Genomic DNA, 24,258 nt, shown 5'->3' on the forward strand with positions numbered 1-24,258 from the left:
CGGGGCAGCGCGGCGATCGCGCCGCGGCCGCATTCGACGAAACCGCGCCCCGTAAACGGCCAACATGGTACCATGCGACCGTCTACGCGACGTCTCGGCCTATGACAGGGGTCATCCGCCACAGCGGAGGAGGTTATTCGGTTATGCCCGATCCGAAATCGTTCTACCAACATCGCCTGGTGAACAATACGCTGGCACTGATTCTGGCGGGAGGCCGCGGATCCCGCCTGATGCACCTGACGAGTTGGCGTGCCAAGCCAGCGGTGCACTTCGGTGGAAAATTCCGCATCATCGACTTTCCTCTCTCCAATTGCATGAACTCCGGGATTCGCAAGATCGGTGTGCTGACCCAGTACAAGGCGCACTCGCTTATTCTGCATATCCAAAAAGGCTGGGGATTTTTGCGCGGCGAATTCGGCGAGTTCATCGAACTATGGCCCGCGCAACAGCGTATCGAGCGTAATCGCGATGCTGCCTGGTACGCGGGCACGGCGGACGCCGTCTATCAAAATGTCGATATCATCCGAAACCACAAGCCCGAATACGTACTGATCCTCGCCGGCGATCATGTCTACAAGATGGATTACGGGACCATGATCGCCCATCATGTCGAGTCGGCTGCGGACGTGACCATTGCTTGTATCGAGGTCGAGCGCGAGCGTGCCCGAGAGTTTGGCATCGTGGCTGTCGATGACAACGGCCGGATCACCGATTTTCACGAGAAGCCGAGCGATCCCCGCACGATTCCAGGTCGGCCGGATACCTGCTTGGCGTCGATGGGGATTTACATCTTCAACTGTGACTTTCTCTTCGAACAGTTATTCAAAGACGCCGACACGCCCAGATCCAGTCACGACTTCGGCAAGAACATCATACCGAGCATCATCGCCTCTGGGTACCGGGTGCACGCCTTCCCCTTCATCGATCCCACCAGTGGAGTTCAGGCGTATTGGCGCGACGTCGGCACCGTCGACGCCTTTTGGGAAGCCAATCTGGAACTGATCGGCGTCACCCCGCCCTTGAATCTGTACGATCAGACCTGGTCGATCTGGACCTATCAGGTGCAATTGCCGCCAGCGAAGTTCGTGTTCGACGATGAAGATCGCCGAGGAATGGCCGTCGATTCCATGGTGTCTGGCGGCTGCATCATTTCCGGAGCGGTCGTGCGTCATTCTCTGCTGTTCTCGAGCGTCCGAGTCAACTCTTATTCCTATGTGCAGGATTCAGTCATCCTGCCAGATGTCGAGATCGGCCGTAACTGCGAGATCCGCAACGCGGTCATCGATCGGTTCTGCCAGATCGATGAGGGGATGCAGATCGGCGTGGATCCGGTCGCCGACCGCGAGCGGGGATTCCATGTGACGGCCGGCGGGGTGACCCTCGTGACGCCCGACATGCTCGGCCAGCAGATCAATTTCCACCGCTGATCGGGGCCGGACCTTTCCGGCCGCCGCCATGAGATCGATGGTCGTACAAGCCCTTGCATGGTCTCGTCGCGGCGCGCGGTGAAGCTTCACGGCAGACGGCGGCGAAGCCCCTCGCGCTCGCGATCGCACGGCCGCCATGCGAAGACCCCCGGAAAAATCAAGAAACCAAGCAAAAGAAACGCGCCGGCGCTCTGGTCAGTGACACCAGGCTCGCGTCGGCGACCAGCTCACGCCAAACAACGGAAAGTCGGCTTCGATGCTCGTAGAAGACACCCCTCCATCGGTCGGACAGGATCATCGGCGTGCCGGGATCCTGCTTCATCTTACCTCTTTGCCCGGCACTGGCCCGTGCGGTGACCTCGGGCCGGGTGCCCATCACTTTCTCGACTTCTTGACCGACTGCGGCGTCACCGTGTGGCAGATGCTGCCGGTCGGGCCGACCCAAACCGATTATTCGCCCTATCAGAGCAGCTCTGTCCATGCCGGCAACCCGCGTCTGATCGGGCTCGAGCCCTTGGTCCAGCGGGGGTGGCTCGTTCCGGACGAGTGGGAGGCGGCCAAGACCAGCGATGCAGGCAAGGCAAACGCCTTGCGCACGGCCCATCGACGCTTTCGCCAGCAGGCCAGCCCCGAGGCGACGGATGCGTTCGCACGCTTCGCCGAGCAACACGACTATTGGCTCGCCGACTACGCGCTCTATCGAGCGTTGCGCGAGGAAGCCGGCCAACCTTGGTGGCGCTGGCCCGAGCCGCTGCGCGACCGCGATGACCGAGTCCTCGCGCAGGCTCGACGACGCCTCGCCAATGACCTCGACTACATCGCTTTCGAGCAATATCTGTTCTTCGATCAATGGCAGCACCTGCGCGATCACGCCGATACCCGCGGCATCCGCTTGTTCGGTGACATGCCGATCTTCGTCGCGCACGATAGCGCGGAGGTTTGGGCCCGGCCACGGGATTTCGACTTGCATCCGGACGGCAGTTTGCGCGTCGTTGCCGGAGTCCCACCCGACTACTTCTCGGCGACCGGCCAGCGCTGGGGCAATCCCTTGTATCGCTGGGACGCGATGATCGCCGACGGGTTTCAGTTCTGGATCGACCGGATCCGCACGCAATTTCAATTGTTTCACCTGGTACGCATCGATCATTTTCGAGGCCTGGAGTCTTACTGGGAGATTCCGGCGGACGAGGAATTCGCGATACATGGCCGGTGGGTCAAGGCATCGGGGGCGGCCCTGTTCGAGCGCTTGAACCAATACTTCGGCGAGATCCCGTTGATCGCCGAGGACCTAGGCCTGATCACCGAGGAGGTGGAGACCTTGCGCCGGCGGTTCCGCCTTCCGGGGATGAAGGTGTTGCAGTTTGCCTTTTCCGGCGGGGCCGCCAATCCGTACCTCCCCTTCCACCACGACCGCGACTCCGTCGTCTACACCGGCACACACGACAACGATACGACCCTTGGCTGGTATCGGTCGCTCGACCGGGCAGAACGCGACTACGTCGACGAATACCTCGGTCACCCCCGTGAACCCATGCCCTGGCCGCTGGTTCGCTGTGCGCTGGCTTCGCGCTCCCATCTCGCGGTCGTGCCGATGCAGGACATCCTGGGTTTGGACTCTACCCATCGCATGAATACCCCGGGAACCTGCCATCCGACGAACTGGCAATGGCGATTCGATTGGACCGATATCCCGCCCGATCTCCCGACCCGAGTCCTCCGCCTCGTCGACCTCTATGGCCGCCGGGTTGGCTAACGACAGCCACCCCAGGACAGACGCCGCGGAATCCGGTATGGTTGGCTCTGCGATGGCCACGGATCGGAGCGACCGACCAGACACGGGGCCTGCCGCGTCGCACCAACGAATTGGACGCGACACGCGGAGCTCCGTTTGGGCAACCAGGGCGCTGTCAGGCCCGGATGTGGCTGGTCACCGTAGAGCCTTCTAACAATACGAACGGGAAACGATGACGATGGGGTTTCTTCAAGACAAGCGAGTACTCATTACTGGCGTTGCGAGCAACAGGTCCATTGCTGCCGGGATCGCGACGGCCATGCATGCCCAAGGCGCGGAGTTGGCCTTCACCTACCAGAACGACAAGCTCAAGTCACGAGTGACCGAGCTCGCGTCCCAGTGCGGATCGGATCTGGTACTCCCGCTCGATGTGGCAAGCGATGCCGACATCGAAAGCCTTTTCGACGTCCTGGGCCGCACCTGGGACGGGCTCGATGTGATCGTTCACAGCATCGGCTTTGCGCCGCGCGAACAGCTCGACGGCGACTACATCGATGCCGTTACGCGCGAGGGCTTCGCGATCGCGCACGACATCAGCTCGTACAGCTTCGCGGCACTGGCCAAGGCCGGACGGGACATGATGAGCGGACGCAACGGCGCGCTGCTGACGCTCAGCTATCTCGGCGCGGTGCGTGCCGTCCCGCACTACAACGTGATGGGTCTCGCCAAGGCGAGCCTGGAAGCCAATGTCCGTTATCTGGCTGCTTCGCTCGGCCCGACTGGCACAAGGGTCAACGCCATCTCCGCGGGCCCCATCCGCACCCTGGCGGCATCCGGCATTGCCGATTTCCGCTCGATGCTCAAGCAGGCCGAGGAACGCACGCCGCTGCGCCGCAATGTCACGATCGACGAGGTCGGTCAGGCCGCCGCCTTCCTGTGTTCCGACCTGGCCTCGGGGATCACGGGTGATGTCCTGTACGTCGACGCGGGCTATCACATCCTCGGCCTGGCCTGACCCGCAGACCCCGACACGACCAGCGCCGGCGCATCGCCTCTCTTGCGCACGGCGCTGATCGTGTCCGGCGACGGTGAGTGACCACCAAACGGGAAACAACCTGTCGCGACGCTCCGCGTCGATGATCACGGCCGGACGATCGCTGTTGTCGCGGCTCGTTCACTCGACCGGCCAACCAAATCTCCAATGAGCCATGGCCCTTCAAGGACTCGAGGGCTCGTGACACCCGCTCGGCGGTGTCGCGCTTGCCCCGTGGCGATGTCAAGAGCTCTGGGCCGTCTGCGAGCGTGCGAACGAAGCCCTGTGGTCGCGCGAGGCCGGGGCATCCTGCACGCCTCATCTCGCATGAGTTTCAGGCGATCGTCACCTCCGGCGACAGATAGACGTCCTGGATGGCGTTGAGGAGCCGCACCCCGTCCTCCATCGACTTCTGGAAGGCCTTGCGCCCCGAGATCAAGCCCATACCACCGGCCCGTTTGTTGATCACCGCCGTGCGCACCGCCTGATGCAGGTCATCCTTCCCCGACGGGCCACCGGAGTTGATCATGCCGACGCGGCCCAGATAGCAGTTCGCCACCTGATAGCGTACCCAGTCGATGGGGTGGCTGCCGGAGAGCTCGGCGTAGACCCGCGGGTGGGTCTTGCCGAAACCGATCGCGGTATAGCCGCCGTCGCGCGTGGCCTGCTTCTGCTTCACGATGTCCGCCTCGACGGTCACCGCCAGGTGATTGGCCTGGCCGGTGAGGTCCGCCGCCTCGTGGTAATCGACCCCCTCGTGTTTGAAGGCCGAGTTGCGCAGGTAGGCCCAGAGCACGGTCACCATCCCCAACTCATGGGCGTGGGCAAAGGCTTCGCTGACCTCCTGGATCTGGCGCCGCGACTCGGCAGAGCCGAAATAGATGGTCGCCCCCACCGCCACCGCACCCATATCGAAGGCCTGATCGACCGACGCCCACAGAGTCTGGTCGTGGATCGTCGGGTAGGTCAGCATCTCGTTGTGGTTGAGTTTGACCAGAAAGGGAATCTTGTGCGCGTATCGGCGCCCCACCGAGCCTAGTACCCCGAGGGTGGAGGCCACCGCATTGCAGCCACCCTCGATCGCCAAGCGGACGATGTTCTCCGGATCGAAGTACAAAGGGTTGGGGGCAAAAGAGGCCCCGCCCGAGTGTTCTACCCCCTGATCCACCGGCAGCAGCGACAGATAGCCGGTGCCGCCGAGGCGCCCGTGCCCGAGCAGCGTGGCGACACCGCGCAGCACGCCCGGCTTACGATCCGAATCCATCATGACCCGCTCGACGAAGTCGGGGCCCGGCAGGTGCAACATGTCCTTGGGGATGCCTCGGCACTGGTGTCCCAACAGATCCTCGGCCTCATCTCCCAGCAATGCGGCGATATCGGTCATGGATTCCTCCGGCTGTTCTCGAGAACATTCGAGCTAGAATTGACCCTGGGGTCACGCGCCACACTCTGCGTCTCCAGCGAGGCAGTGTGCCGCGCGCGGGTGTCGGCCAGGATTGCCGATGATCACAGCGCCCCCAGGAGCTTCGAGGATCGGATGGTTCGAAGGTTCGATCCCCTACACCGAGACGCAGACGTGAGCAGCGAAACATCCAGATGACGAAAGCTCATGACGAGTCGAGCACCCCGGTTTGGGAAGTCGTGCCCATCGGGGATTTTGCGCTCCCCTCCGACACCCAACTGAACCTGGCGAAAAAGAGATGGCACTCTTTGCGGAGCCTCTTCCAGTTGCCGCAAGGATCCGTGGAGACCCACGCCAAAGCGGAAGAGGACCTGCGCGCGCTGCCAACGGTGCGACTGGAGCAGCTCGTACCGCCAATCGACTGGTCCGAGCCCGCGACGGCGCTGGATCGGTTCCTGGCGCCCCGGCAAGAGACAGCCGGCCGCGAAACCGGACTCTATGTGCTGATCGGCCAGCCGCATATCGACCACGGTGCCATGCTGCGCGAGTGGGCTGGTCCACGGGCGGCAGCGGTCCACGAAGCGCCTGATCCCGCCGTGATCCTGTCGGAGAAAAGGGATGCCAGCAGACACTGGAAGGCTTCCGACGGCCCCTGGGTCATACCCGAGTTGGAACGCTGGTTCCTGCGCCACGCCCATGGCCTCTGGCTGGTGCGCGACCTGCTCGAACAGGCGGCCCGGGGCCAATGGGGCGCGGGGATCATCGGCTGTGACAGTTGGGCCTGGGCCTACCTCCAGCGCGTCTGGCCGATCCCCAATCCCACGGTCCTGGCGCTCCAAGCCTTCGACGGGCGATCCCTGGCCCGGTACCTCACGGCATCGCGTCTCGCCGGCCCGCGACCGTCCGTGCGCTTCTGCAACGCCCGTACCGGCGAACCCTTGACGTCCGGGGCCGACGACGGAGAGACCAGTCGCGAGTTGCGGCAACTGGCCGCTCATTGCCGCGGCAATCCAGCCATTGCCCGGGAGTATTGGCGCCGGCGCCTGCGCACAGAGCCGGAAACGGCGCACGCACGGGTTTCCGATGCCCCAGATCCCTCGCCGGATCCGAGTGCGGACGAGGATGTCGTCTGGCTCGCGTCGGGCATCGAGACCCCCGTGCTGCCGGTCGAAACCAGCGAAGATCTGATCTTCATCCTCCACACCCTACTGCTGCACAATGGCCTCCCAGCCACGACCCTGGCCGATCTGCTGCCGCCGCCGAGGACCCAGCTGATGTCGAATCTGCTGCGATTGCAAGCGATGGGACTGGTCGAGAGCCAGGACGACGTCTGGCGCGTCTCCGCCCTGGGCTATCCCGGCGTGCGGGAGTTCCTGAGGTCGCACGGCTACCTGGTCGACGCCTTTTGAATGCAGCGAGGCAACAGCATGGATACCGGCGTGGAGCTCTCCAACCTCTTCAACCAAATGGACACCTCCGCGTGGCTCGAGATCGCCGTCGTCGTCGTGCTGGCACTGATCCTGATCGTCGCCTCGCAAAAGGCCCTATCCTGGATCGCGAACCGGCTGCACGACCGCCCAAGGTTCCCTGCTCTTCGCGTCGATACCGCTGACGCGCCTGCTGATCCTGATGGCAGCCGCCATCTGGATCGTGCCGATCTTGATCGAGCCTTCGCTGCGGAACATGGTCGCGCTACTGGGCGCGGTGGGCATCGCCGTCGGGTTCGCCCTGAAGGATTACGTCAGCAGCCTGATCGCGGGCCTGGTCTCGGCCTTCGAACTGCCCTACCGACCGGGCGACTGGATCGAGGTCGACGGCGTCTATGGCGAGGTCAAACACGTTGGAACGCGCACGATCAAGCTCGTGACCCCGGACGACAACTCGGTCAGCATCCCGCATCTGAAGCTCTGGAACCAAGCCATCCACAATGCGAACAATGGTGGTCCCAGCCTGCAGTGCGTGGCCCATTTCTACCTGCGACCCGATCACGATCCCCATGCGGTCTCCCAGACGCTTAGCGACGTGGCCTTGACCAGCCCGTTCCTCGAGATCGACAAGCCGATCCTGGTCATCGCGCAAGAGCGTCCGTTCGGGACGCACTACCGCGTCAAGGCCTATCCGATCGATCCGCGGCAGCAGTTTCGCTTCGTCTCCGATCTGACGCTGCGCGGCAAGGCCGCCCTGCGGCGATTGGGCGCCGCGGCGGCCATGGCGCCGCTATCGGTCGATCAGGCGACCTCCTGAGCCGGACACCTGGCTAACCTCGGCGGAACACCCAGTTGAAACGACCTCGCACCAGAGCCGAAACCCTCGAACCCGGCCCACAGGCGACGCTGGAGCATCGACGGCGGCCACTTCTGGCCGGGCCACCTTTGCGCGACACTATGGCCACCTCGGACGACCGGCCGCGATGCTCCCCCGCGCGCCCAACCGGCCCACGAACGGCAACCCTTCGGGTGCTTCCAGGAGACGACAGGTGACCGTCGAAATCGCGCTGGTCTTCACCATCATCGCCGCAGCCCTCTACCTTTTCGCCAGCGAGAAGCTGCCGCTGGACATCACCGCGATCCTGATCCTGATCACGCTGATCGCGATTCCATTGCTGTTCCACTCCCCTTGGCTGCTGGAGCGCGGCATCGATCTTCAGGCCGCCTTCCCCACGGTCAGCGAGGGTCTCTCTGGGCTTTCGAGCCCAGCCACGGTCACCGTACTCGCAATGTTCATTCTGTCGGCCGGCATCCAACGCTCAGGCGTGATTCATGTCCTCGGCCAACGGCTGTTTCCGATGGTCGGGACGTCCGAACTGCGCATGATCCTGATCATCGCGGCACTATTGGGACTGATCTCCGGATTCATCAACAACACCGCGGCGGTCGCGGTGGCCATCCCGCTGATCCTGGACATGGCACGGCGGTTGAAGATGCAGGCCTCGCGGCTGCTGATGCCGGTCAGTTTCTTCGGCATGCTCGGGGGCACCCTGACCCTGATCGGTACCTCGACGAACATCCTGGCCTCGTCGATCCTCGCGGAGACCGAGGACTTCGGACGTCAGATCGGCATGTTCGAGTTCACGCACCTCGGCCTGATCGTGCTGGGTGTGGGCCTGATCTACTTCGTGACCGTCGGTCGCTGGCTGATGCCGAAAAAGGACCTGATCCGGCTGGGCGGTGACGAGGACCGCTTCATCATCGAACTGGGCATTTCGGCCGGCAGCCCACTGGTTGACCAGACCCTGGACGAGACCGGGTTCGCATCCAATGCCTCCGTCGAGGTGCTGAAGCTCATCCGTGGCGACACCGTCCACATCAAGCGCGCCAAGGAGATCCGCATCCGTCCGGACGATATCATCCAGGTCCACGCCGAACTGCGACAGGTGATGGACCTGATCCGCTCGGACAAGGTCCAGGTCCTCTCGGTATCGGGCGAATCCAGCCGGGTTCGCGGCGATGGCAAACTCGTTCGCGTGCTGCTCCGCAATCCCCGTTTGTTCGACGGCAAAGAGGTCCGTGCCGCGAAATTCTGGGATCGCTATCAGGCGCGGCTGATCGGCCTGGAAAAGGAGACCCTGGCGAAACGCCGCGTTGCCGACGAGCCGCTCGAGGTCGGTGGGACCGCGCTGCTGGAGATCTCGCGCACGGCGCTGGCCCGTCTGCGCGGAACCGAGGATCTGTTCATACTGGAAGAGAGCCAGGACGAGGTCGACCGCCGCCGCATGTGGCTCGCCGGCGGCATCCTCGCCGCCGTCGTGCTCGGCGCCGCGTTGACGCCACTGCCGATCGTGATCACGTCATTGCTCGGCGTGGTCGCGATGGTCGCGACGAATTGTGTCGACAAGAAGGACATGTACAGCGCGGTCTCTTGGCCGGTGATCTTCCTGCTCGCCGGCGTGATTCCATTGGGCATCGCGATGACCAAATCGGGCGGGGCCGATCTGCTTGCCGGACTCTTGGCCAACCACGCCGACACCTGGCATCCGATCCTGGTGTTGATGGCGCTGTATCTGGTCACCACGCTGCTCACCGAACTGGTCAGCAACAACGCCTCCGTGGTGATCCTGGTACCCGTGGCGATCGCGCTGGGAAACATCCTGCAGATCGACATCTTCGCACTGGTGCTGGCGGTGATGTTCGCGGCCTCGACCAGCTTCCTGTCGCCGATCGGCTACCAAACCAATACCATGATCTACGGCACCGGCCTGTACCGTTTCACCGATTTCGCGAAGGTCGGGGCCCCCCTCAATCTGCTCCTGATGGTCGTGACCAGCCTCGGCATCTGGTGGCTGTGGCTGCTGTGATCTGCCGCCACGGCGTGCGACGACGCAGGGGGTTCGGTTGAAGGTCTCCGAGAGACCACCGCTCCGACGAGGCGGCTATCTGCCGATCGAGGATCACGGCCTGATCGGGGACGGTGCCACGGCGGCGCTGGTCGGCCGCGATGGCGCGATCTCCTGGCTCTGCGTCCCCCGTTTCGATTCGGAACCCCTCTTCTGCGGATTGCTAGACCGAACGCATGGCGGCACCTTTTCCGTGACGGCGGAGCCCTTGACCGGCGCATCCCAGCGTTACGAGCCGGACACCGGCGTGCTCGTGACCGAGATGTGCGGTCCCGACGGCCGCCTCCGAATCACCGATGCACTGACCCTGCGCGCCGGTGCAGACCTGTCCGAGGATACCGCGGCGGCGCGGGGAGAACTCCTGAGGACGATCGAAGTGCTCCAGGGCCGCATCCAGATACGCATCCGCCTCGAGCCATGGGGCGGCGCCCACGCCTATCCACATGCGGGCGGCCTGGCGTTGCGGCCGCACCGGCACCCCGAGCTTGAACTGCATCTCGCCTCCTCGCTGTCGCTGAACAGCCTGGACAGCACGCATTCGCTCGCGGCGGGAACCCGGCACCATCTGGTCCTGGCCTGGGGATCGGCAGGCCACCGCTTTCACCCGAAGCCGCCCGACGAGATCCTTGCGGACACGATCGCGGCCTGGCGAAGCTGGATGCGCCACTACCACTACGCGGGCCCGCAAGAACCCCTGGTGCGTCGGGCCGCGATCACGCTCAAGCTGATGGACCACACCGCGACCGGCGCCATCATCGCCGCGCCGACCTCCTCGTTACCGGAGGCAATCGGCGGACCTCGTAACTGGGACTACCGATACGCCTGGATTCGCGACGCGGCCTTCTCTGTCTACGCGCTGGGGCGCATCGGGATGGGACACGAGGCCGCGGGGTTCTTGGGCTGGGTGCTCGACGCGGTCGACCGTGCCGGCCGACCGCTCGTGCTCTATGATGTCGATGGGCAACCGCCGCCACCGGAACGGCTGGACAGCGGCTTGGAGGGGTACCGAGGTTCGGCCCCGGTGCGTTGGGGTAACGCGGCGGCCGACCAGCGACAGCACGACGTGTTCGGCGAAATCCTGGACTGCGCGTATCGCTGGATCCGCTGGGGCGGCACGCTCGACGCCGCGCTATGGGACCGTCTCCGGCGGCTCGTGGAGGCAGCGGCGACCGACTGGCGGATCCCCGACCACGGAATCTGGGAGGTGCGCACCCCGGGTCGGCCGTTCACCTATTCCGCGGCCCTTTGCGCAGTGGCGCTGGATCGCGGCGCGCGGATGGCCCAAGACGCGGGACAGGAAGGAGACATGGAGCGCTGGCGGACGGAGGCCGAGGGCATTCGCACAGCCATCCTGGAACAGGCTTGGGATCCGCGTCTGCAATCGCTGACCGAGCATCTCGGAGGAGGCGGGATCGACGCCAGCCTGCTGGCGCTGCCGCTGCGCGGCGTCATTCCAGCGGACCACCCAAAGATGGTGGCGACCACGCAGGCCGTGACGCGCCGGCTCGGTGCCGGGAACGGGCTCTTGTACCGCTATCTCCCCGACGAATCGCCGGACGGTCTGCCCGGACACGAGGGTGCTTTTCTATTGTGCAGCTTCTGGCTGGCGGACAACCTCCTCGGCCAGGGCCGACTGGACGCGGCGATGGAACTCTTCGATGCCTTGTGCGCACGGGCCAATCCGCTGGGCCTGCTGTCGGAACAGATCGACCCAGCGACCGGCGCCTTCCTCGGAAACTTTCCCCAAGCCTTCAGCCACATGGGCCTGATCTCCACCGGCGTGAACTTGGGGCGCGCCCTGCAGACCCCATCGCACATGGGGCGTGGCGATACCCCGCATACCTCCGGAGAACCCTCTTCCTAATCACCCGCCTCCGGCTCCGCGACCTATACTGAGGGAGCCCCCGGCCGTCGCCGCGGTATCCCTGCGGCCAAGACCGACGCCAGGACGGCCACCGAGATTCTTTCGCGGTGACACCAAGGGACAGGCACCACCCGATCCCAGGAGCCCGTATGAACCAGGAACCCGCAACCGTGCTGCCGGGCGAGCCCTATCCACTCGGGGCCAGCTTCGACGGCAAGGGCACCAACTTCTCGCTGTTCTCCGAGGTGGCCGATCGCGTGGAGCTCTGCCTCTTCGGCGCCGACGGCCAGCAGACCGCATCCCACGACCTGACCGAGGTCACGGCCTTTCGCTGGCACGGCCACCTCCCGGACGTGGGTCCGGGACAGCGCTATGGCTATCGGGTGCACGGCCCCTGGGACCCCGACCATGGGCACCGCTGCAACCCGGCGAAGCTCCTGCTCGATCCCTATGCCAAGGCCGTGGACGGCGCCGTTGAATGGGACGAGGCGGTGTTTCCCCATCGTCTCGATGATCCCGATGGATCCTTCAACGACTTGGACAGCGCGCCCTTCGTACCCAGGTCGGTGGTCGTCGACCCCGCGTTCGACTGGGAAGACGACCGCCATCCCCGCACCCCCTGGCACCAGACCCTGATCTACGAGACCCACGTAAAGGGCCTCACGGCCCGTCACCCGGCCATCCCGGAGCCTCTGCGCGGAACCTACGCCGGCCTCGCGCATCCGGCCGTGATCGAGTATCTGATCGATCTCGGCATCACCGCGGTCGAACTGATGCCGGTCCACCAGTTCATCCACTATGCCTTTCTCGAAGAGCGTGGTCTGCGCAACTATTGGGGATATAGCAGCATCGCCTACCTCGCCCCGCACAACGAATACGCGGCCGACGGTTCCGACGGCGGCCAGGTGCGGGAATTCAAGAATATGGTCAAGGCCCTACACCGGGCTGGCCTCGAGGTGATCCTCGACGTGGTCTACAACCACACCAGCGAGGGCAACCATCTGGGCCCGATGCTGAGCCTCAAGGGCATCGACAATGCCGCCTACTACCGTTTGGTTGCCGACGATCCGCGCCGTTACATGGACTACACGGGCACCGGCAACAGCCTGAACATGCGTCATCCGCACGTGCTGCAACTGATCATGGACTCGCTGCGCTACTGGGTGCTCGAGATGCACGTGGACGGCTTTCGCTTCGATCTCGCGTCCACGCTGGCCCGCGAGCTACACGAGGTCGATCGCCTCTCGGCGTTCTTCGACATCATCCAGCAGGACCCGGTCATCAGTCAGGTGAAGCTGATCGCCGAACCCTGGGACCTCGGCGAGGGGGGCTATCAGGTGGGCAATTTCCCGCCGCTCTGGTCCGAGTGGAACGGCAAGTATCGCGACACCGTCCGCGATTTCTGGCGCGGCACGGACCAAACGCTCGGGGAATTCGCGTACCGGCTCACCGGCAGTTCCGATCTCTACGAACTGTCCGGGCGCTGGCCGCACGCGAGCATCAACTTCGTGACCGCCCATGACGGATTCACGCTACGCGACCTGGTGTCCTTCAACGAGAAACACAACGAGGCCAATGGCGAGGACAATCGAGACGGCGAAAGCCACAACCGCTCCTGGAATTGCGGGATCGAAGGACCGACCGACGACCCAGACATCAATGCGCTACGGCAACGACAACAGCGCAATTTCCTGGTCACGCTGATGCTGTCCCAAGGCGTCCCCATGCTGCTCGGGGGCGACGAGATCGGCCGCACCCAGCAGGGGAACAACAACGGCTACTGCCAGGACAACGAGATCTCCTGGTACGACTGGGAGACGCCCGACGAGGAGCTTCTGGGCTTCACGCGCCGTCTGATCCGCCTGTGGCGGGACCATCCGGTGTTCCGTCGCCGCCGCTGGTTCCAGGGCCGACCGATTCACGGCGATGACATCAAGGACATCGCCTGGTTCACACCCGATGGCGCACAGATGTCGGAAGAACACTGGGGGGAGGGCTTCATGAAGTCGCTCGGCGTGTTCATCAGTGGGCATTCGCTGATCGCGCCCGGCCCGGATGGTCAACGCATCGTCGACGACGATTTCTATCTGATTTTCAATGCCCATCACGAGGCCTTGGCTTTTACGCTGCCCGGTCGCGCTTGGGCCGAGGATTGGATTCGCGAGCTCGACACGAGCACCGGCTGGAGCCACGACCAGAAGACCTTCGCGGCGGGCCGTGTCCTCCCCGTCGCGGCTCGTTCCATCCTGGTCCTGCGCCGTGCCGACTGAACCCATCGCGACCTACCGCCTGCAACTTGATCGGGGCTGCACGCTCGACGACGCCGTCGGCCTGGTGCCCTATCTCGCCGCGCTGGGCATCAGCCACGTCTACCTCTCACCCTTCCTTCAGGCGGTCCCGGGCAGCCCCCACGGCTACGATGTGGTCGACCCCTGCCGCGTGAATCGGGAACTGGGTGGAGAAGGGGCCCGCCAACGGCTATGCGCGGCGCTCGCGAGGGCCGGCATGGGGCAGGTACTGGACATCGTCCCCAATCACATGGCCATTGCCGGCGCTGACAACCCCTGGTGGTGGGACGTCCTCGAGAACGGGCCGTCGAGCCGTTACGCACCCTGGTTCGACGTCGACTGGGAATCGTCCGAGGAGCGCTGGCCCAACAAGGTCCTGTTGCCGGTGCTGGGCGATCACTACGGCCGGGTACTCGAAGCCGGCGAGCTGCAGATCCGGTTTCGGGATGGCCGCTTCAGGTTGCACTATCGCGAACACTGTTTCCCGATCGACCCCTCCTCGCTCGATACCTTGCTGCAGCGGGTCTATCGTCGCAGCCGCGTCGAACTGCTGGGTTTTCTCGCCGAGTCCTGCGCCCGCCTGCCGCGCCCTCTGCTCACCGCCCGCGACCCGGCGGAGCGCCGTCAACGCGACCAGGAGGTGATACGCAGCCTATTGGATGAAATCTGCCACGAGGACGCCGCGGCCCTCGCGGCGGTCGAGGTCGAGTTGGACTGCATCAACACGAGCCCCGACGCCTTGGACCTCCTGATCGGCAGACAGAATTACCGCCTGGCCTGGTGGAGAACCGCGGCCCAGGATCTTGGCTATCGCCGGTTCTTCGATATCAACGACCTGGCCGGATTGCGCGTTGAAGAGCGCGAGGTGTTCGAGGCCATTCACGCCCTGCCGATCCGCTGGGTGCAGGAGGGCTCGGTGCAGGGTCTGCGGGTCGATCACCCCGACGGGCTGCGGGATCCAGGCCAGTATTTTCGGCGCCTGCGCGAGGCGTGCCCGAACGCCTGGATCCTGGCCGAGAAGATCCTCGAGCCCGGTGAACGACTGCGCGACGACTGGCCGATCGCGGGCACCACCGGCTATGACTTCCTGAACCGCGTGCAGGGCCTCTTCGTCGACCCGTCCGGCGAATCCCCCTTGACCGAACTCTACGAGGAGATCACCGGTCACGCGGCGGACTTTGCCGGCACCGTTGACCTCGGCAAGCGCCAGGTGCTGCGGGAGCTTCTCGGCAGCGAAGTCCAACGCCTGACATCCTTGTTCATCACGATCTGCGAACGACATCGCCGGCATCGCGACTACACGCGCGAGCAACTCCATGAGGCGCTTCTCGAGGTTGCCACCTGCTTTCCCGTCTACCGAACCTACGTGACACAGGGTGCCGACCCCACCGAGACCGATATCCGCTCTGTCCAGGCGGCCATCGACCGGGCTCGCGCCCAGGCGCCACACCTGGATCAGGAGCTCCTCGATTTTCTGCGCGCACTGCTCCTGCTGCATATCGACGGTGATCTAGAGGCCGAGCTCGCGTTGCGCTTTCAGCAACTGACGGGGCCGGCGATGGCCAAGGGCGTCGAAGACACCGCCTTCTACCGATTCCATCGCCTGGTGGCCCTGAACGAGGTCGGCGGAGACCCCAAGCGCTTCGGACTGTCCGTTGCGGATTTTCACGAAGCCTGTCGAGTCGCCCTGATGCGACACCCGAGCGCGATGCTCGCGAGCTCCACGCACGACACCAAGCGCAGCGAGGACGTCCGGGCGCGCCTGCTCCTGTTGTCGGAGATCCCGCAGGTCTGGACCACGACCGTGCGTGAATGGATGCGGCGTCACGCTCGCCACCGGTCGAGCGAGGGGCCGGACCCGGCAACCGAGTACCTGCTCTATCAGACCCTGGTCGGCGCCTGGCCGATCGACAGCGAACGCGTGACCACCTACCTCGAGAAGGCGATCCGCGAGGCCAAGGTTCACACGAGCTGGACGCAACCCGATCCCGCGTACGAACAAGCGGTTTTGGACTTCGCACTCGGCCTGCTCGGCAACCGCGACTTTCGGCAGGCGATCGATGCCTTCGTAACTCCGCTGGTTCATCCGGGTCGCGTCAACAGCCTTGCGCAGACCCTGATCAAGTGCACCGCTCCCGGCGTGCCGGATCTCTACCAGGGGACCGAGCTCTGGGATCTGAGCCTGGTCGATCCGGACAACCGCAGGCCGGTGGACTTCGAACAGCGCCACCACCTCCTCGCCGAGCTGGACACCCTCTCGCCAACCGAGATCCTCGCTCGGAGCGATGACGGGCTGCCCAAGCTGTGGATCATCCGCGAGGCCCTGGCCCTGCGCCGTCGCCGACCGGAGATGTTCGGTCCGAACGGCGCCTATCAGCCGCTCGCCGCCGCCGGGGCGAAGGCCGAGCACGCGGTCGCCTACCTGCGCGGGGCGGGTGTCCTGATTCTGGTCCCCCGCCTGGTGATCGGTCTCGGCGACGACTGGCAGGACACCCGGTTGCCGCTGCCGCCGGGACGCTGGCAGAATCGTTTCACCGGTGCGCTACTGAACGGTGGAAGCACACCGGTGGCCGACCTGCTCGCGCCCTTCCCGGTCGCGCTGCTCGAACAGATGGAGGAGGCCTGACCATGACCCTCGTCAGCGTCTGGGCACCGAATGCAAAGCAGGTCGTGCTCGACTGCGCCGGAACCCAAAGGCCAATGGCACGGCGGGACGGCGGCTGGTGGAGGCTCGAGGCCGACCACCTGGTGCACGGTGTCGATTATGGCTTTCGCGTCGATGGCGACGGCCCCTTCCCCGACCCGCGCTCGGCGTGGCAACCCTTCGGTGTGCATGGGCCTTCGCGCTGGGTCGACCACGAGACCTTCGCATGGCGCGACGCGGCGTGGCGCGCACCACCGCTTTCCGCCGCTGTCATCGGGGAACTCCACGTCGGCACCTTCACCCCCGAGGGCACCTTCGATGCGGTGATCGGCAAACTCGATCATCTCGTCGAATTGGGGCTTACGCATCTAGAACTGATGCCGGTGCAGGAATTTCCCGGTGAGCGAGGCTGGGGCTACGACGGGGTCGACCTGTTCGCACCCCATCACGCCTATGGCGGACCGGACGGGCTGAAACGCCTGGTCGATGCCTGTCACCGCCGCGGGCTCGCCATGCTGCTCGACGTCGTCTACAACCACCTCGGGCCCGATGGCAATTACCTCGGCCGCTTCGGCCCCTACTTCACGGACGCCTACAGCACGCCCTGGGGCGACGCCGTGAATCTGGACCGGGCCCACAGCGACGAGGTCCGGCGCTTCGTCATCGACAATGCGCTGATGTGGCTGCGCGACTACCACTTCGACGGGCTGCGCATCGATGCGGTCCACGCCATCGTCGACACCTCCGCCGTGCATCTGCTCGAGGCCCTGTCCGGCGAGGTCCGGCGGCTGGAAAGCCGAATCGGGCGGCACCTGGCGCTGATCGCCGAGAGCGACCTCAATGATCCCCGTCTGATCCGCCCCGTGGAGAGCGGAGGGTACGGACTGGACGCTCTGTGGAACGAGGACTTCCACCATGCCCTGCACGCGGCACTGACCGGTGAATCCGCTGGTTACTACGCCGATTTCGGAGAACTCGGACACCTCGCGAAGGTGCTGACCCGCGGATTCGTCCACGACGGCACCTACTCCCGTTTCCGGAAGCGCTCCTATGGACGTCCTGCCGCCGACGTGCCGGGCCGGTGTTTCGTCGGCTGCCTGCAAAACCACGATCAGGTCGGCAATCGGGCCGCTGGCGAGCGCAGCAGCCAGCTCCTTTCCCCGGGCTTGTTGAAGGTCGGAGCGGCCCTGGTCCTGACCTCACCATTCGTGCCGATGCTGTTCCAGGGCGAGGAATGGGCCGCGACGAGCCCATTCCTGTACTTCACCGATCATCGCGACCCCGAGCTTGCCGCGGCGGTGCGCAACGGCCGGCGCGAGGAGTTCGCGGCCTTCGGCTGGGATCCAGAGACGATCCCGGACCCGCAGTCCGACGACAGCTTCGAGCGCTCCCGGCTCGACTGGGCCGAACCCGTGCAGCACCCCCATGCGGAGATCCTCGACTGGCACCGGGCGCTGATCCGGTTGCGACGCCATCACCCGGCCTTTACCGACGACCGTCTCGATCGGCTCCGGGTCAGCGTCGACGAACAGCGATGCTGCCTGACCCTGCGGCGCCCTGACCTGATCCTCGTCTGCAACCTCGGAAAGCAAAGACAAAAACTGCATCTTGCCGCAGACGCCGCGCACCTCGGCTTGCGGCTCGCCTCCACCCCCGGCATCGAGCTGCGGGACGCAGCCATCGGGCTACCCGGGGAATCCGTGGCGATCCTCGCCGAGATGGACTAGCCACCGCTCCTGTACCATCCCCCCCGGATCCATTGCGCGACCGAGCCGCTCGCCCGAACCCTGCTAGACTTTGAACGAACGCGCGCCCCGGCACATTCCACGAGTCCCTATGTTCGGTGAAACCTACAGCCTGTTTCGTGTACTAGGATTCGAGATACGCGCCAACGTCACCTGGCTCTTTCTCGCGTTGCTGGTCACCTGGTCGCTGGCCGAAGGTCTGTTCCCCTACGCCTATCCGGAACTGGCGCCGGCCACTTACTGGCTGATGGCCCTGACAGGCATGTTGGGGCTGTTCTTCTCATTGCTGTTTCACGAGCTCAGCCATTCCGTGGTGGCGCGCCGCTATGGGCTGCCCGTGCGGGGGATCACCCTGTTCCTGTTCGGCGGCGTGGCCGAGATACAGGCCGAACCGAAGGAGCCGCGGGTCGAGTTCTGGATGGCGATCGCCGGCCCCATCGCGAGCCTGTTTCTCGCGGCTGTCTTCTATCTGCTCGCGGTGAGCCTGAACGCGTTGGGTCTGCCGGAGCCTCTCGCTGGCGTGGCGGGCTATCTCGCGTTCATCAACCTGCTGCTGGCCGTCTTCAACATGGTGCCAGCGTTTCCGCTGGACGGCGGGCGGGTGCTTCGAGCCGTTCTATGGAAACTGAAGGGGGACCTGCGCTGGGCGACGCGCTGGGCATCGCGCATGGGCCAGGCATTCGGGCTTCTGCTCGTCGCCCTCGGGCTCCTGAGCTTCGTGGCCGGCAACTTCATCGGCGGCATGTGGTGGCTCTTGATCGGCTTGTTTCTCCATGCCGCTGCCGGGGCCGGTTATCGGCAACTGATGATCCAACAGGCCCTGACCGGCCGACGCGTGCGCCGTTTCATGACCACCGACCCGGTCGCGGTGCCCGCCGAGACCAGCATCCGCGATTTCGTCGAGCATTACGTCTACCACCATGCCTTCGACCTGTTTCCGGTGGAGCGCAACGGACGGCTCGTCGGCCAGGCTGGTCTTCGCGAGGCCAAGCAGATTCCGAGGGAGGAGTGGGATGGCACGCGCATCGGCGACATCTGTCGTGACGTCGGTGACGACGCCCGCGTAGCAGCCGACGAGGACGCCAACGAGGCCCTCGAGCGTATGCGGCGTCACAAGGCCAGTCGTCTGATCGTGACCGAGGGTGAGCGCATCGTCGGGATCCTGGCACTGAAGGATCTGCTGCACTTCTTGCAGGTCCGTTCCGAATTGGAACAGAAATGACCGATGAGCGCATCCGGTCGCGGCCCGGCGGCGGTTCACCAGATGACGGAGGTCATCAACACACCGCGGCACCCGACGGACGCGAGCCGATGACAGCGGATCGGAGACAGACAAGCGCCCCGTAGCACCCCTGAATGGGCGGTCCACCGGAAGAAACGCCGCGGCCTGGAGCCGCCTGAGGGACCAGGCGTCAGTCCAAACCAGGGTCGAACGGCAAGCCCTCGCGCGTCAAAAGCTCGCAGAGCGCCGCGAAGGCCAGGTCGATCCCGTCGTGCCCCCGAAAACCGATTTGGACCGATGGCTCCGGGCCAAGGCGCGGCAGGCTGAACAGCTTGAGCTGCGGGCTCTCGGCGGCCAATTGCTCCATCATCGGAATCAAGCGGCTTTCGGTGACACCCCGCACGAGCACAGATCGTTCCCGCAATGGCGGGGACCGCCCAGGATAGTCGCGCTCCAGCACGGCCTCGGCCATCGGCCAGGCCATCTCCGGAAAGCCTGGAAGAAAATAATGGCGACGCAGCACAAAACCCGGGATCTGGTTGTAAGGGTTCGCGATCAGATCGCTGCCGACGGGGAGATCCGCCATCCGAATGCGGTGCGGATACGCCTGCGCGCCGAAGCGCCCCTCGATCAACGCTGCCGCACCCTCGTGACGCGTGAGCGGCACGCCGGCGGCGGTCGCCGCCGCGCACCGCGTATGATCATCGGGGGTCGCACCGATGCCGCCACAGACGAAGACCGGATCGGCGCCGGCCATCGAATGCGCCAACTGCTCGGAGAGAAGATCTGGCTCGTCGGGCAGGATCCAGCACCAGCGCAGGGCATGCCCGCGCTCGCTGAGACACTCGCGAAAATGCCGGAAGTGCCGGTCTTCGCGCGTGCCGACGAGCAACTCGTCGCCGATCAGGATCAACCCGAAGGCGACCGACGAGGCCACACCGCCGGCATCTCGATCGAGCGTCACAGAAGCCGCTCGATGGCGGCGGTAACGCGCTTGCTATCGGGTGCGATCATACTCGAATAGTGTTCGACGAGACGACCTTCACGATCGATCAGGTATTTGTAGAAATTCCACTTCGGATAGGCGGCCCCGGCTTCGGCCAACCGCTGGAACAGCGGATGGGCCTCGCCCTTGCGCACCTGGACCTTCTCGAACATCGGAAACTCGATCGAATAGGTCAATCGGCAGAACTCGGAGATTTCCTCTTCGGTGCCCGGTTCCTGATTCATGAAGTCGTTCGAGGGGAACCCCAGCACGACCAGCCCACGGTCCCGGTAGGCCCGGTACAAGGCTTCGAGTCCTTCGTACTGAGGCGTGAAGCCACAGCGACTGGCCGTATTGACGATCAGGATCACCTGACCCTGATAGGCGTCGCACAGATGCACCGTCTCGTCCGACGCGAGCCGACGCATTTCGTGGTCGAGCAACGGCGCACAGGGACGCGTTTCGGCCGACGCGGCCGTGGCCATCGCAGCCAGCGATAGGACCAAGAGCGGGTTCTTCATCATGGTTGCTCCGCGGGGTGGAAAGACGCACACTCGCCTGGCGACGGATCTGGGGATCCGCGGCAGTCGTTCCAATCGGGCGCCGCCCCGTCGCCTTTGAAAAGTCGAGCGTCGGCACCGATCTGCGACACTAATGGTTCTATGCGAAATCGATGAGGAAGGGGTTCATGAGCGACTGGATCAAAGGCCGGGTGATCGCCAAGCGGCGCTGGAAGGAAGGGCTGTACAGCATGCAGTTCGAGGCCCCGATCGCCGACTTCACGGCCGGACAGTTCATCAAAGTCGCCCTCGATATCGATGGGGACCGCGTCGGCCGACCCTATTCGCTCGTCAATCCGCCACATCAGAGGCCGCTCGAGATCTACTTCACCGAAATCCCGTCCGGGCCCCTGACGCCGCCGTTATCCCACCTGGACCCGGGCGCCAGCCTGTGGATCTCGGCGAAACCGAACGGCATCTTCACGCTCGAGGGCGTGCGACCTGGACGCGAACTGTGGATGCTTGCGACGGGAACCGCCCTCGGTGTCTATCTGTCGATCTTGCGGACCGACGACCCCTGGGCCTTGTTCGAGCGCGTGATCCTCGTTCACGGCGTTCGTCAAGGCGACGATCTGACCTACGGCGAGACCCTCTCGCTGATCGCCGATGCCCAGCGCGAGCGCTTCACCTTCATCCCGGTCGTGAGTCGCGAGGCCCATCCGGCGGCGCTGCCCGGCCGGATCACAGACCGGATCGTCGCAGGCGACCTGGAACGGCGCGTCGGCGCCCCGATCGATCCGGCGCGCAGTCACGTGATGCTCTGCGGCAATTCCGAGATGATCAAAGAGGTCAAAGTCATCCTCGAGACGCGCGGGCTGACCCGACACCGACGCCAAACCCCCGGTCACTACACGACCGAGCACTACCATTGATCCCGAGCCCGAATGGCGACTTGAGACTGGCGATCTTTCTTCAAAAAAAACGGGGCCTTTCGGCCCCGTTTTCGATCCCCTGCGATTGGGCAAGGGTCTTTGCGATCTAATCGACCGCCTTCCTACAGGGCCAATCGGCCCGGCAAAAGGGTCGATCGGTCAGTAACGACGGCCGCCGCCACCGCCGTATGATGGCCGGTCGCCTCTCGGCTTGGCCTGGTTCACGGTGATGTTCCGCCCCTTCATATCGCTGCCGTTCAGGGCCTTGATGGCCGCATCGGCCTGCGAGTTGTTCGCCATCTCGACGAAACCGAAGCCCTTCGACTGGCCAGTGAACTTGTCACTGATCAGACTGGCCGACGAGACCTCGCCGAATTCGGAGAAGGCCGCGCGCAGATCATCGTCCGTGACGCTGTAGGGGAGATTACCGACATAGATATTCATGGTGTCATTGCCTTTGGATTTCGTGCGTGGGACTGGGCACCATCGAAAAAAGACGCACGAAAGGCTCTTCGACAGCGGCGTTGCCGGGCATCCGGCAACGAACGGGAGGCTAGGAATCGCGCGCAGAAATCCAAGGAATCGACACGGACCGGCTAGTTCATGGCAAGCCTAACACCTTCCAGCGCCGAATGCACGAGCCGGTGACATTCCCGATGTCGAAAGCCGCTCTCATGCGCCCCATCCGTTCAGCGAGCCGGCATCGGCAGGGTTTCGATCTCCACACCCTTCAAGCCGGCTGACAGCGTGGGCACCAGTAGGTCCCGCGTTGGTCGGTGCCGAGCCGGGCATAGGCGATCGGCGTGGCGCAGACGAGGCAGGGGTGGCCGCGGCGGCGATAGACCCAGAGCCTGCTGCCGCGGTCGGCGGGGCGTGTGATCCGGCGTCCGCCGCCCAGGTTCGCGCGCAAGAGCCGGCCAGCACGCTGATACAGCGCGGCCAGGGCCTCGTCGTCGAGGCCCTCGACCGGCGTCAGCGGGTGGCGACGCTCGAGGAACAGGATCTCGGCCTTGTAGACGTTGCCGATCCCGGCGGCGATGCGCTGATCGAGCAGCAGGTCGACGAGCGGGGCCGCTCCGGCGAGGAGCTCGCGCGCCCGGCGGACGATCGCCGCAGCTCGGCCTCGTGATCGATCAGGTCCGGCCCGAGCCCGGCGGCCAGTTGCCGGTGGCGTAGCCCTTGATCGCGCAGTCGTTCGACCTCGCGCGGCCGGAAGCAGACATAGACCTGCCCATCGATCTCGAGCTCGATCGCCGCCTCGCGCGCCGGCCGCTGCCAGGGCTCGTTTAGCCGGTATCGATGCCAGGACCCCCACATGCCGAGGTGGCAGCGCAACCATGTGCGATCGTCGAGCCCGATCAGCAGGTGCTTGCCGAGCGCCTGCACCAAGTCGATCCGACGCCCGGCCAGCGAGATCGGCTCGGCGAGCCGCACCAGGCCGGCGGTGATCGACCGGCCCTGCCAGCGGGGTCGCAGATAGTCCGCGAGCTTGTGGACCGTATCCCCTTCCGGCATCAGCTGGCCCGCCGTTGGCCGATCTCGGCGGCCAGGCCACGATAGTCATCGATGAAACCACACTCGCGCATCGTCGCGTAGTGGACGGATTCGCGAGCCGGCTGTCCGTCGATCCGCTCGATGACCAGCGTGCGCCGGCGCGGTAAGCGATGCAGGGCCTCGAAGGCCGCCGCGAAGCTCCGATCATCGCCGCCGTTGACCGGGAAGGTCTGTAGTCGCCGGCCGCCGGGCCCGAGGTAGAGCATCGGCCGTCCGGCGACCGTGATGACCCAGGCCCCGGCCACGCGACGCGGCCGGGCGGTTTCGTCGCCGCTCGCCGGCCAGGGCCAGACTGCCCCCCAGGGATTGGCCGGATCCAGCGCCGCGAGCAGCACGACATCGGTTGCCAAGGCGTCCCGGTCCTCCCGCTCCGGGCGCGCCGCGCGCAGGCGCTCGAGCGCGCCGGGCAGCGCGAACTGGGCACCAGACAGGCCCTCGACGAAATAGCCGCGGCGCACGCGGCCGGCCTCTTCGAGCCCCTCGAGGACCGGATAGAGCGCGCCGAACCCGCCCGGGCAGTCCTCGGCCAGGGCCAGCTCGCGGCTGACCAGGCCGTAGCGTTCGAGCAACTGTTCAGCGCGTGCGAGCGCGCGTTCG

17 protein-coding genes and 1 pseudogene are annotated in these 24,258 nt (G+C 65.0%); 12 read left to right on the plus strand and 6 right to left on the minus strand.

Going from position 1 to position 24,258, the window contains the following annotated elements; all coding sequences use genetic code 11:
• Positions 1-143: 143 nt before the first annotated feature.
• The 3 genes from glgC to ABC977_RS07225 all read left to right on the plus strand — a co-directional run bounded on the left by glgC (position 144) and on the right by ABC977_RS07225 (position 4,174).
• Positions 144-1,427, plus strand: coding sequence for a glucose-1-phosphate adenylyltransferase (glgC, locus tag ABC977_RS07215; protein WP_369666571.1), 1,284 nt, complete (start codon positions 144-146; stop codon positions 1,425-1,427).
• 256 nt (positions 1,428-1,683) lie between these two features.
• Positions 1,684-3,180 (plus strand): 4-alpha-glucanotransferase, encoded by a 1,497-nt coding sequence (gene malQ, locus ABC977_RS07220; protein ID WP_369666572.1) that lies wholly within the window; start codon positions 1,684-1,686, stop codon positions 3,178-3,180.
• A 217-nt stretch (positions 3,181-3,397) separates the two neighbouring features.
• Positions 3,398-4,174, plus strand: a complete 777-nt coding sequence (locus ABC977_RS07225) for an enoyl-ACP reductase FabI (RefSeq protein ID WP_369666596.1) — start codon at positions 3,398-3,400, stop codon at positions 4,172-4,174.
• 352 nt (positions 4,175-4,526) lie between these two features.
• Here ABC977_RS07225 and ABC977_RS07230 read toward each other — a convergent pair whose 3' ends face one another.
• Positions 4,527-5,576: a class I fructose-bisphosphate aldolase gene (locus ABC977_RS07230; RefSeq protein WP_369666573.1), complete on the minus strand. Its 1,050-nt coding sequence runs from the start codon at positions 5,574-5,576 to the stop codon at positions 4,527-4,529.
• A 212-nt stretch (positions 5,577-5,788) separates the two neighbouring features.
• On the opposite strand from ABC977_RS07230, the gene ABC977_RS07235 reads away from it, so the two are divergent.
• The 8 genes from ABC977_RS07235 to ABC977_RS07270 all read left to right on the plus strand — a co-directional run bounded on the left by ABC977_RS07235 (position 5,789) and on the right by ABC977_RS07270 (position 19,690).
• A complete protein-coding gene (locus ABC977_RS07235) occupies positions 5,789-7,003 on the plus strand; it encodes a hypothetical protein (RefSeq protein ID WP_369666574.1) in 1,215 nt (404 codons plus the stop codon).
• Positions 7,004-7,223: 220 nt separating this feature from the next.
• Positions 7,224-7,838, plus strand: coding sequence for a mechanosensitive ion channel family protein (locus tag ABC977_RS07240; RefSeq protein ID WP_369666575.1), 615 nt, complete (start codon positions 7,224-7,226; stop codon positions 7,836-7,838).
• Between the two features lie 232 nt (positions 7,839-8,070).
• Positions 8,071-9,888, plus strand: coding sequence for an SLC13 family permease (locus ABC977_RS07245; protein WP_369666576.1), 1,818 nt, complete (start codon positions 8,071-8,073; stop codon positions 9,886-9,888).
• A 37-nt stretch (positions 9,889-9,925) separates the two neighbouring features.
• Positions 9,926-11,791, plus strand: coding sequence for a glycoside hydrolase family 15 protein (locus tag ABC977_RS07250; RefSeq protein WP_369666577.1), 1,866 nt, complete (start codon positions 9,926-9,928; stop codon positions 11,789-11,791).
• Between the two features lie 149 nt (positions 11,792-11,940).
• On the plus strand, positions 11,941-14,061 hold the full coding sequence (glgX, locus tag ABC977_RS07255; protein ID WP_369666578.1) for a glycogen debranching protein GlgX: 2,121 nt from the start codon (positions 11,941-11,943) through the stop codon (positions 14,059-14,061).
• On the plus strand, positions 14,051-16,705 hold the full coding sequence (treY, locus tag ABC977_RS07260; RefSeq protein WP_369666579.1) for a malto-oligosyltrehalose synthase: 2,655 nt from the start codon (positions 14,051-14,053) through the stop codon (positions 16,703-16,705). Before glgX ends, treY begins: the two co-directional genes overlap by 11 nt.
• Before the next feature lie 2 nt (positions 16,706-16,707).
• Positions 16,708-18,450: a malto-oligosyltrehalose trehalohydrolase gene (gene treZ / locus ABC977_RS07265; protein WP_369666580.1), complete on the plus strand. Its 1,743-nt coding sequence runs from the start codon at positions 16,708-16,710 to the stop codon at positions 18,448-18,450.
• 109 nt (positions 18,451-18,559) lie between these two features.
• Entirely contained in the window at positions 18,560-19,690 is a 1,131-nt protein-coding gene (locus ABC977_RS07270; protein WP_369666581.1) for a site-2 protease family protein, read from the plus strand.
• Positions 19,691-19,880: 190 nt separating this feature from the next.
• On the opposite strand, the gene ABC977_RS07275 is transcribed toward ABC977_RS07270, so the two are convergent.
• Both ABC977_RS07275 and ABC977_RS07280 read right to left on the minus strand, forming a co-directional pair.
• Positions 19,881-20,654 (minus strand): competence/damage-inducible protein A, encoded by a 774-nt coding sequence (locus ABC977_RS07275; RefSeq protein WP_369666582.1) that lies wholly within the window; start codon positions 20,652-20,654, stop codon positions 19,881-19,883.
• Positions 20,651-21,196 (minus strand): glutathione peroxidase, encoded by a 546-nt coding sequence (locus ABC977_RS07280; RefSeq protein WP_369666597.1) that lies wholly within the window; start codon positions 21,194-21,196, stop codon positions 20,651-20,653. The genes ABC977_RS07275 and ABC977_RS07280 overlap by 4 nt, the downstream gene beginning before the upstream one ends.
• A gap of 167 nt (positions 21,197-21,363) precedes the next feature.
• On the opposite strand from ABC977_RS07280, the gene ABC977_RS07285 reads away from it, so the two are divergent.
• Positions 21,364-22,107, plus strand: a complete 744-nt coding sequence (locus tag ABC977_RS07285; protein ID WP_369666583.1) for a ferredoxin--NADP reductase — start codon at positions 21,364-21,366, stop codon at positions 22,105-22,107.
• Between the two features lie 159 nt (positions 22,108-22,266).
• Here the strand turns inward: ABC977_RS07285 and rbp are convergent, their stop codons facing one another.
• The 3 genes and pseudogenes from rbp to ABC977_RS07305 form a co-directional block, all read right to left on the minus strand.
• On the minus strand, positions 22,267-22,551 hold the full coding sequence (rbp, locus tag ABC977_RS07290) for an RNA-binding regulator (RefSeq protein WP_369666584.1): 285 nt from the start codon (positions 22,549-22,551) through the stop codon (positions 22,267-22,269).
• A gap of 286 nt (positions 22,552-22,837) precedes the next feature.
• A pseudogene (locus ABC977_RS07300) lies at positions 22,838-23,622 on the minus strand (DNA-formamidopyrimidine glycosylase family protein).
• Positions 23,622-24,258 (minus strand): Lhr family helicase (locus ABC977_RS07305; RefSeq protein ID WP_439849173.1); only part of this gene is annotated, 637 nt, incomplete at its 5' end. The pseudogene ABC977_RS07300 and the gene ABC977_RS07305, both read right to left, overlap by 1 nt.

This window comes from Thioalkalicoccus limnaeus (assembly GCF_041197575.1).
In the GTDB taxonomy this organism is placed as follows: Bacteria; Pseudomonadota; Gammaproteobacteria; order Chromatiales; family Chromatiaceae; genus Thioalkalicoccus; species Thioalkalicoccus limnaeus.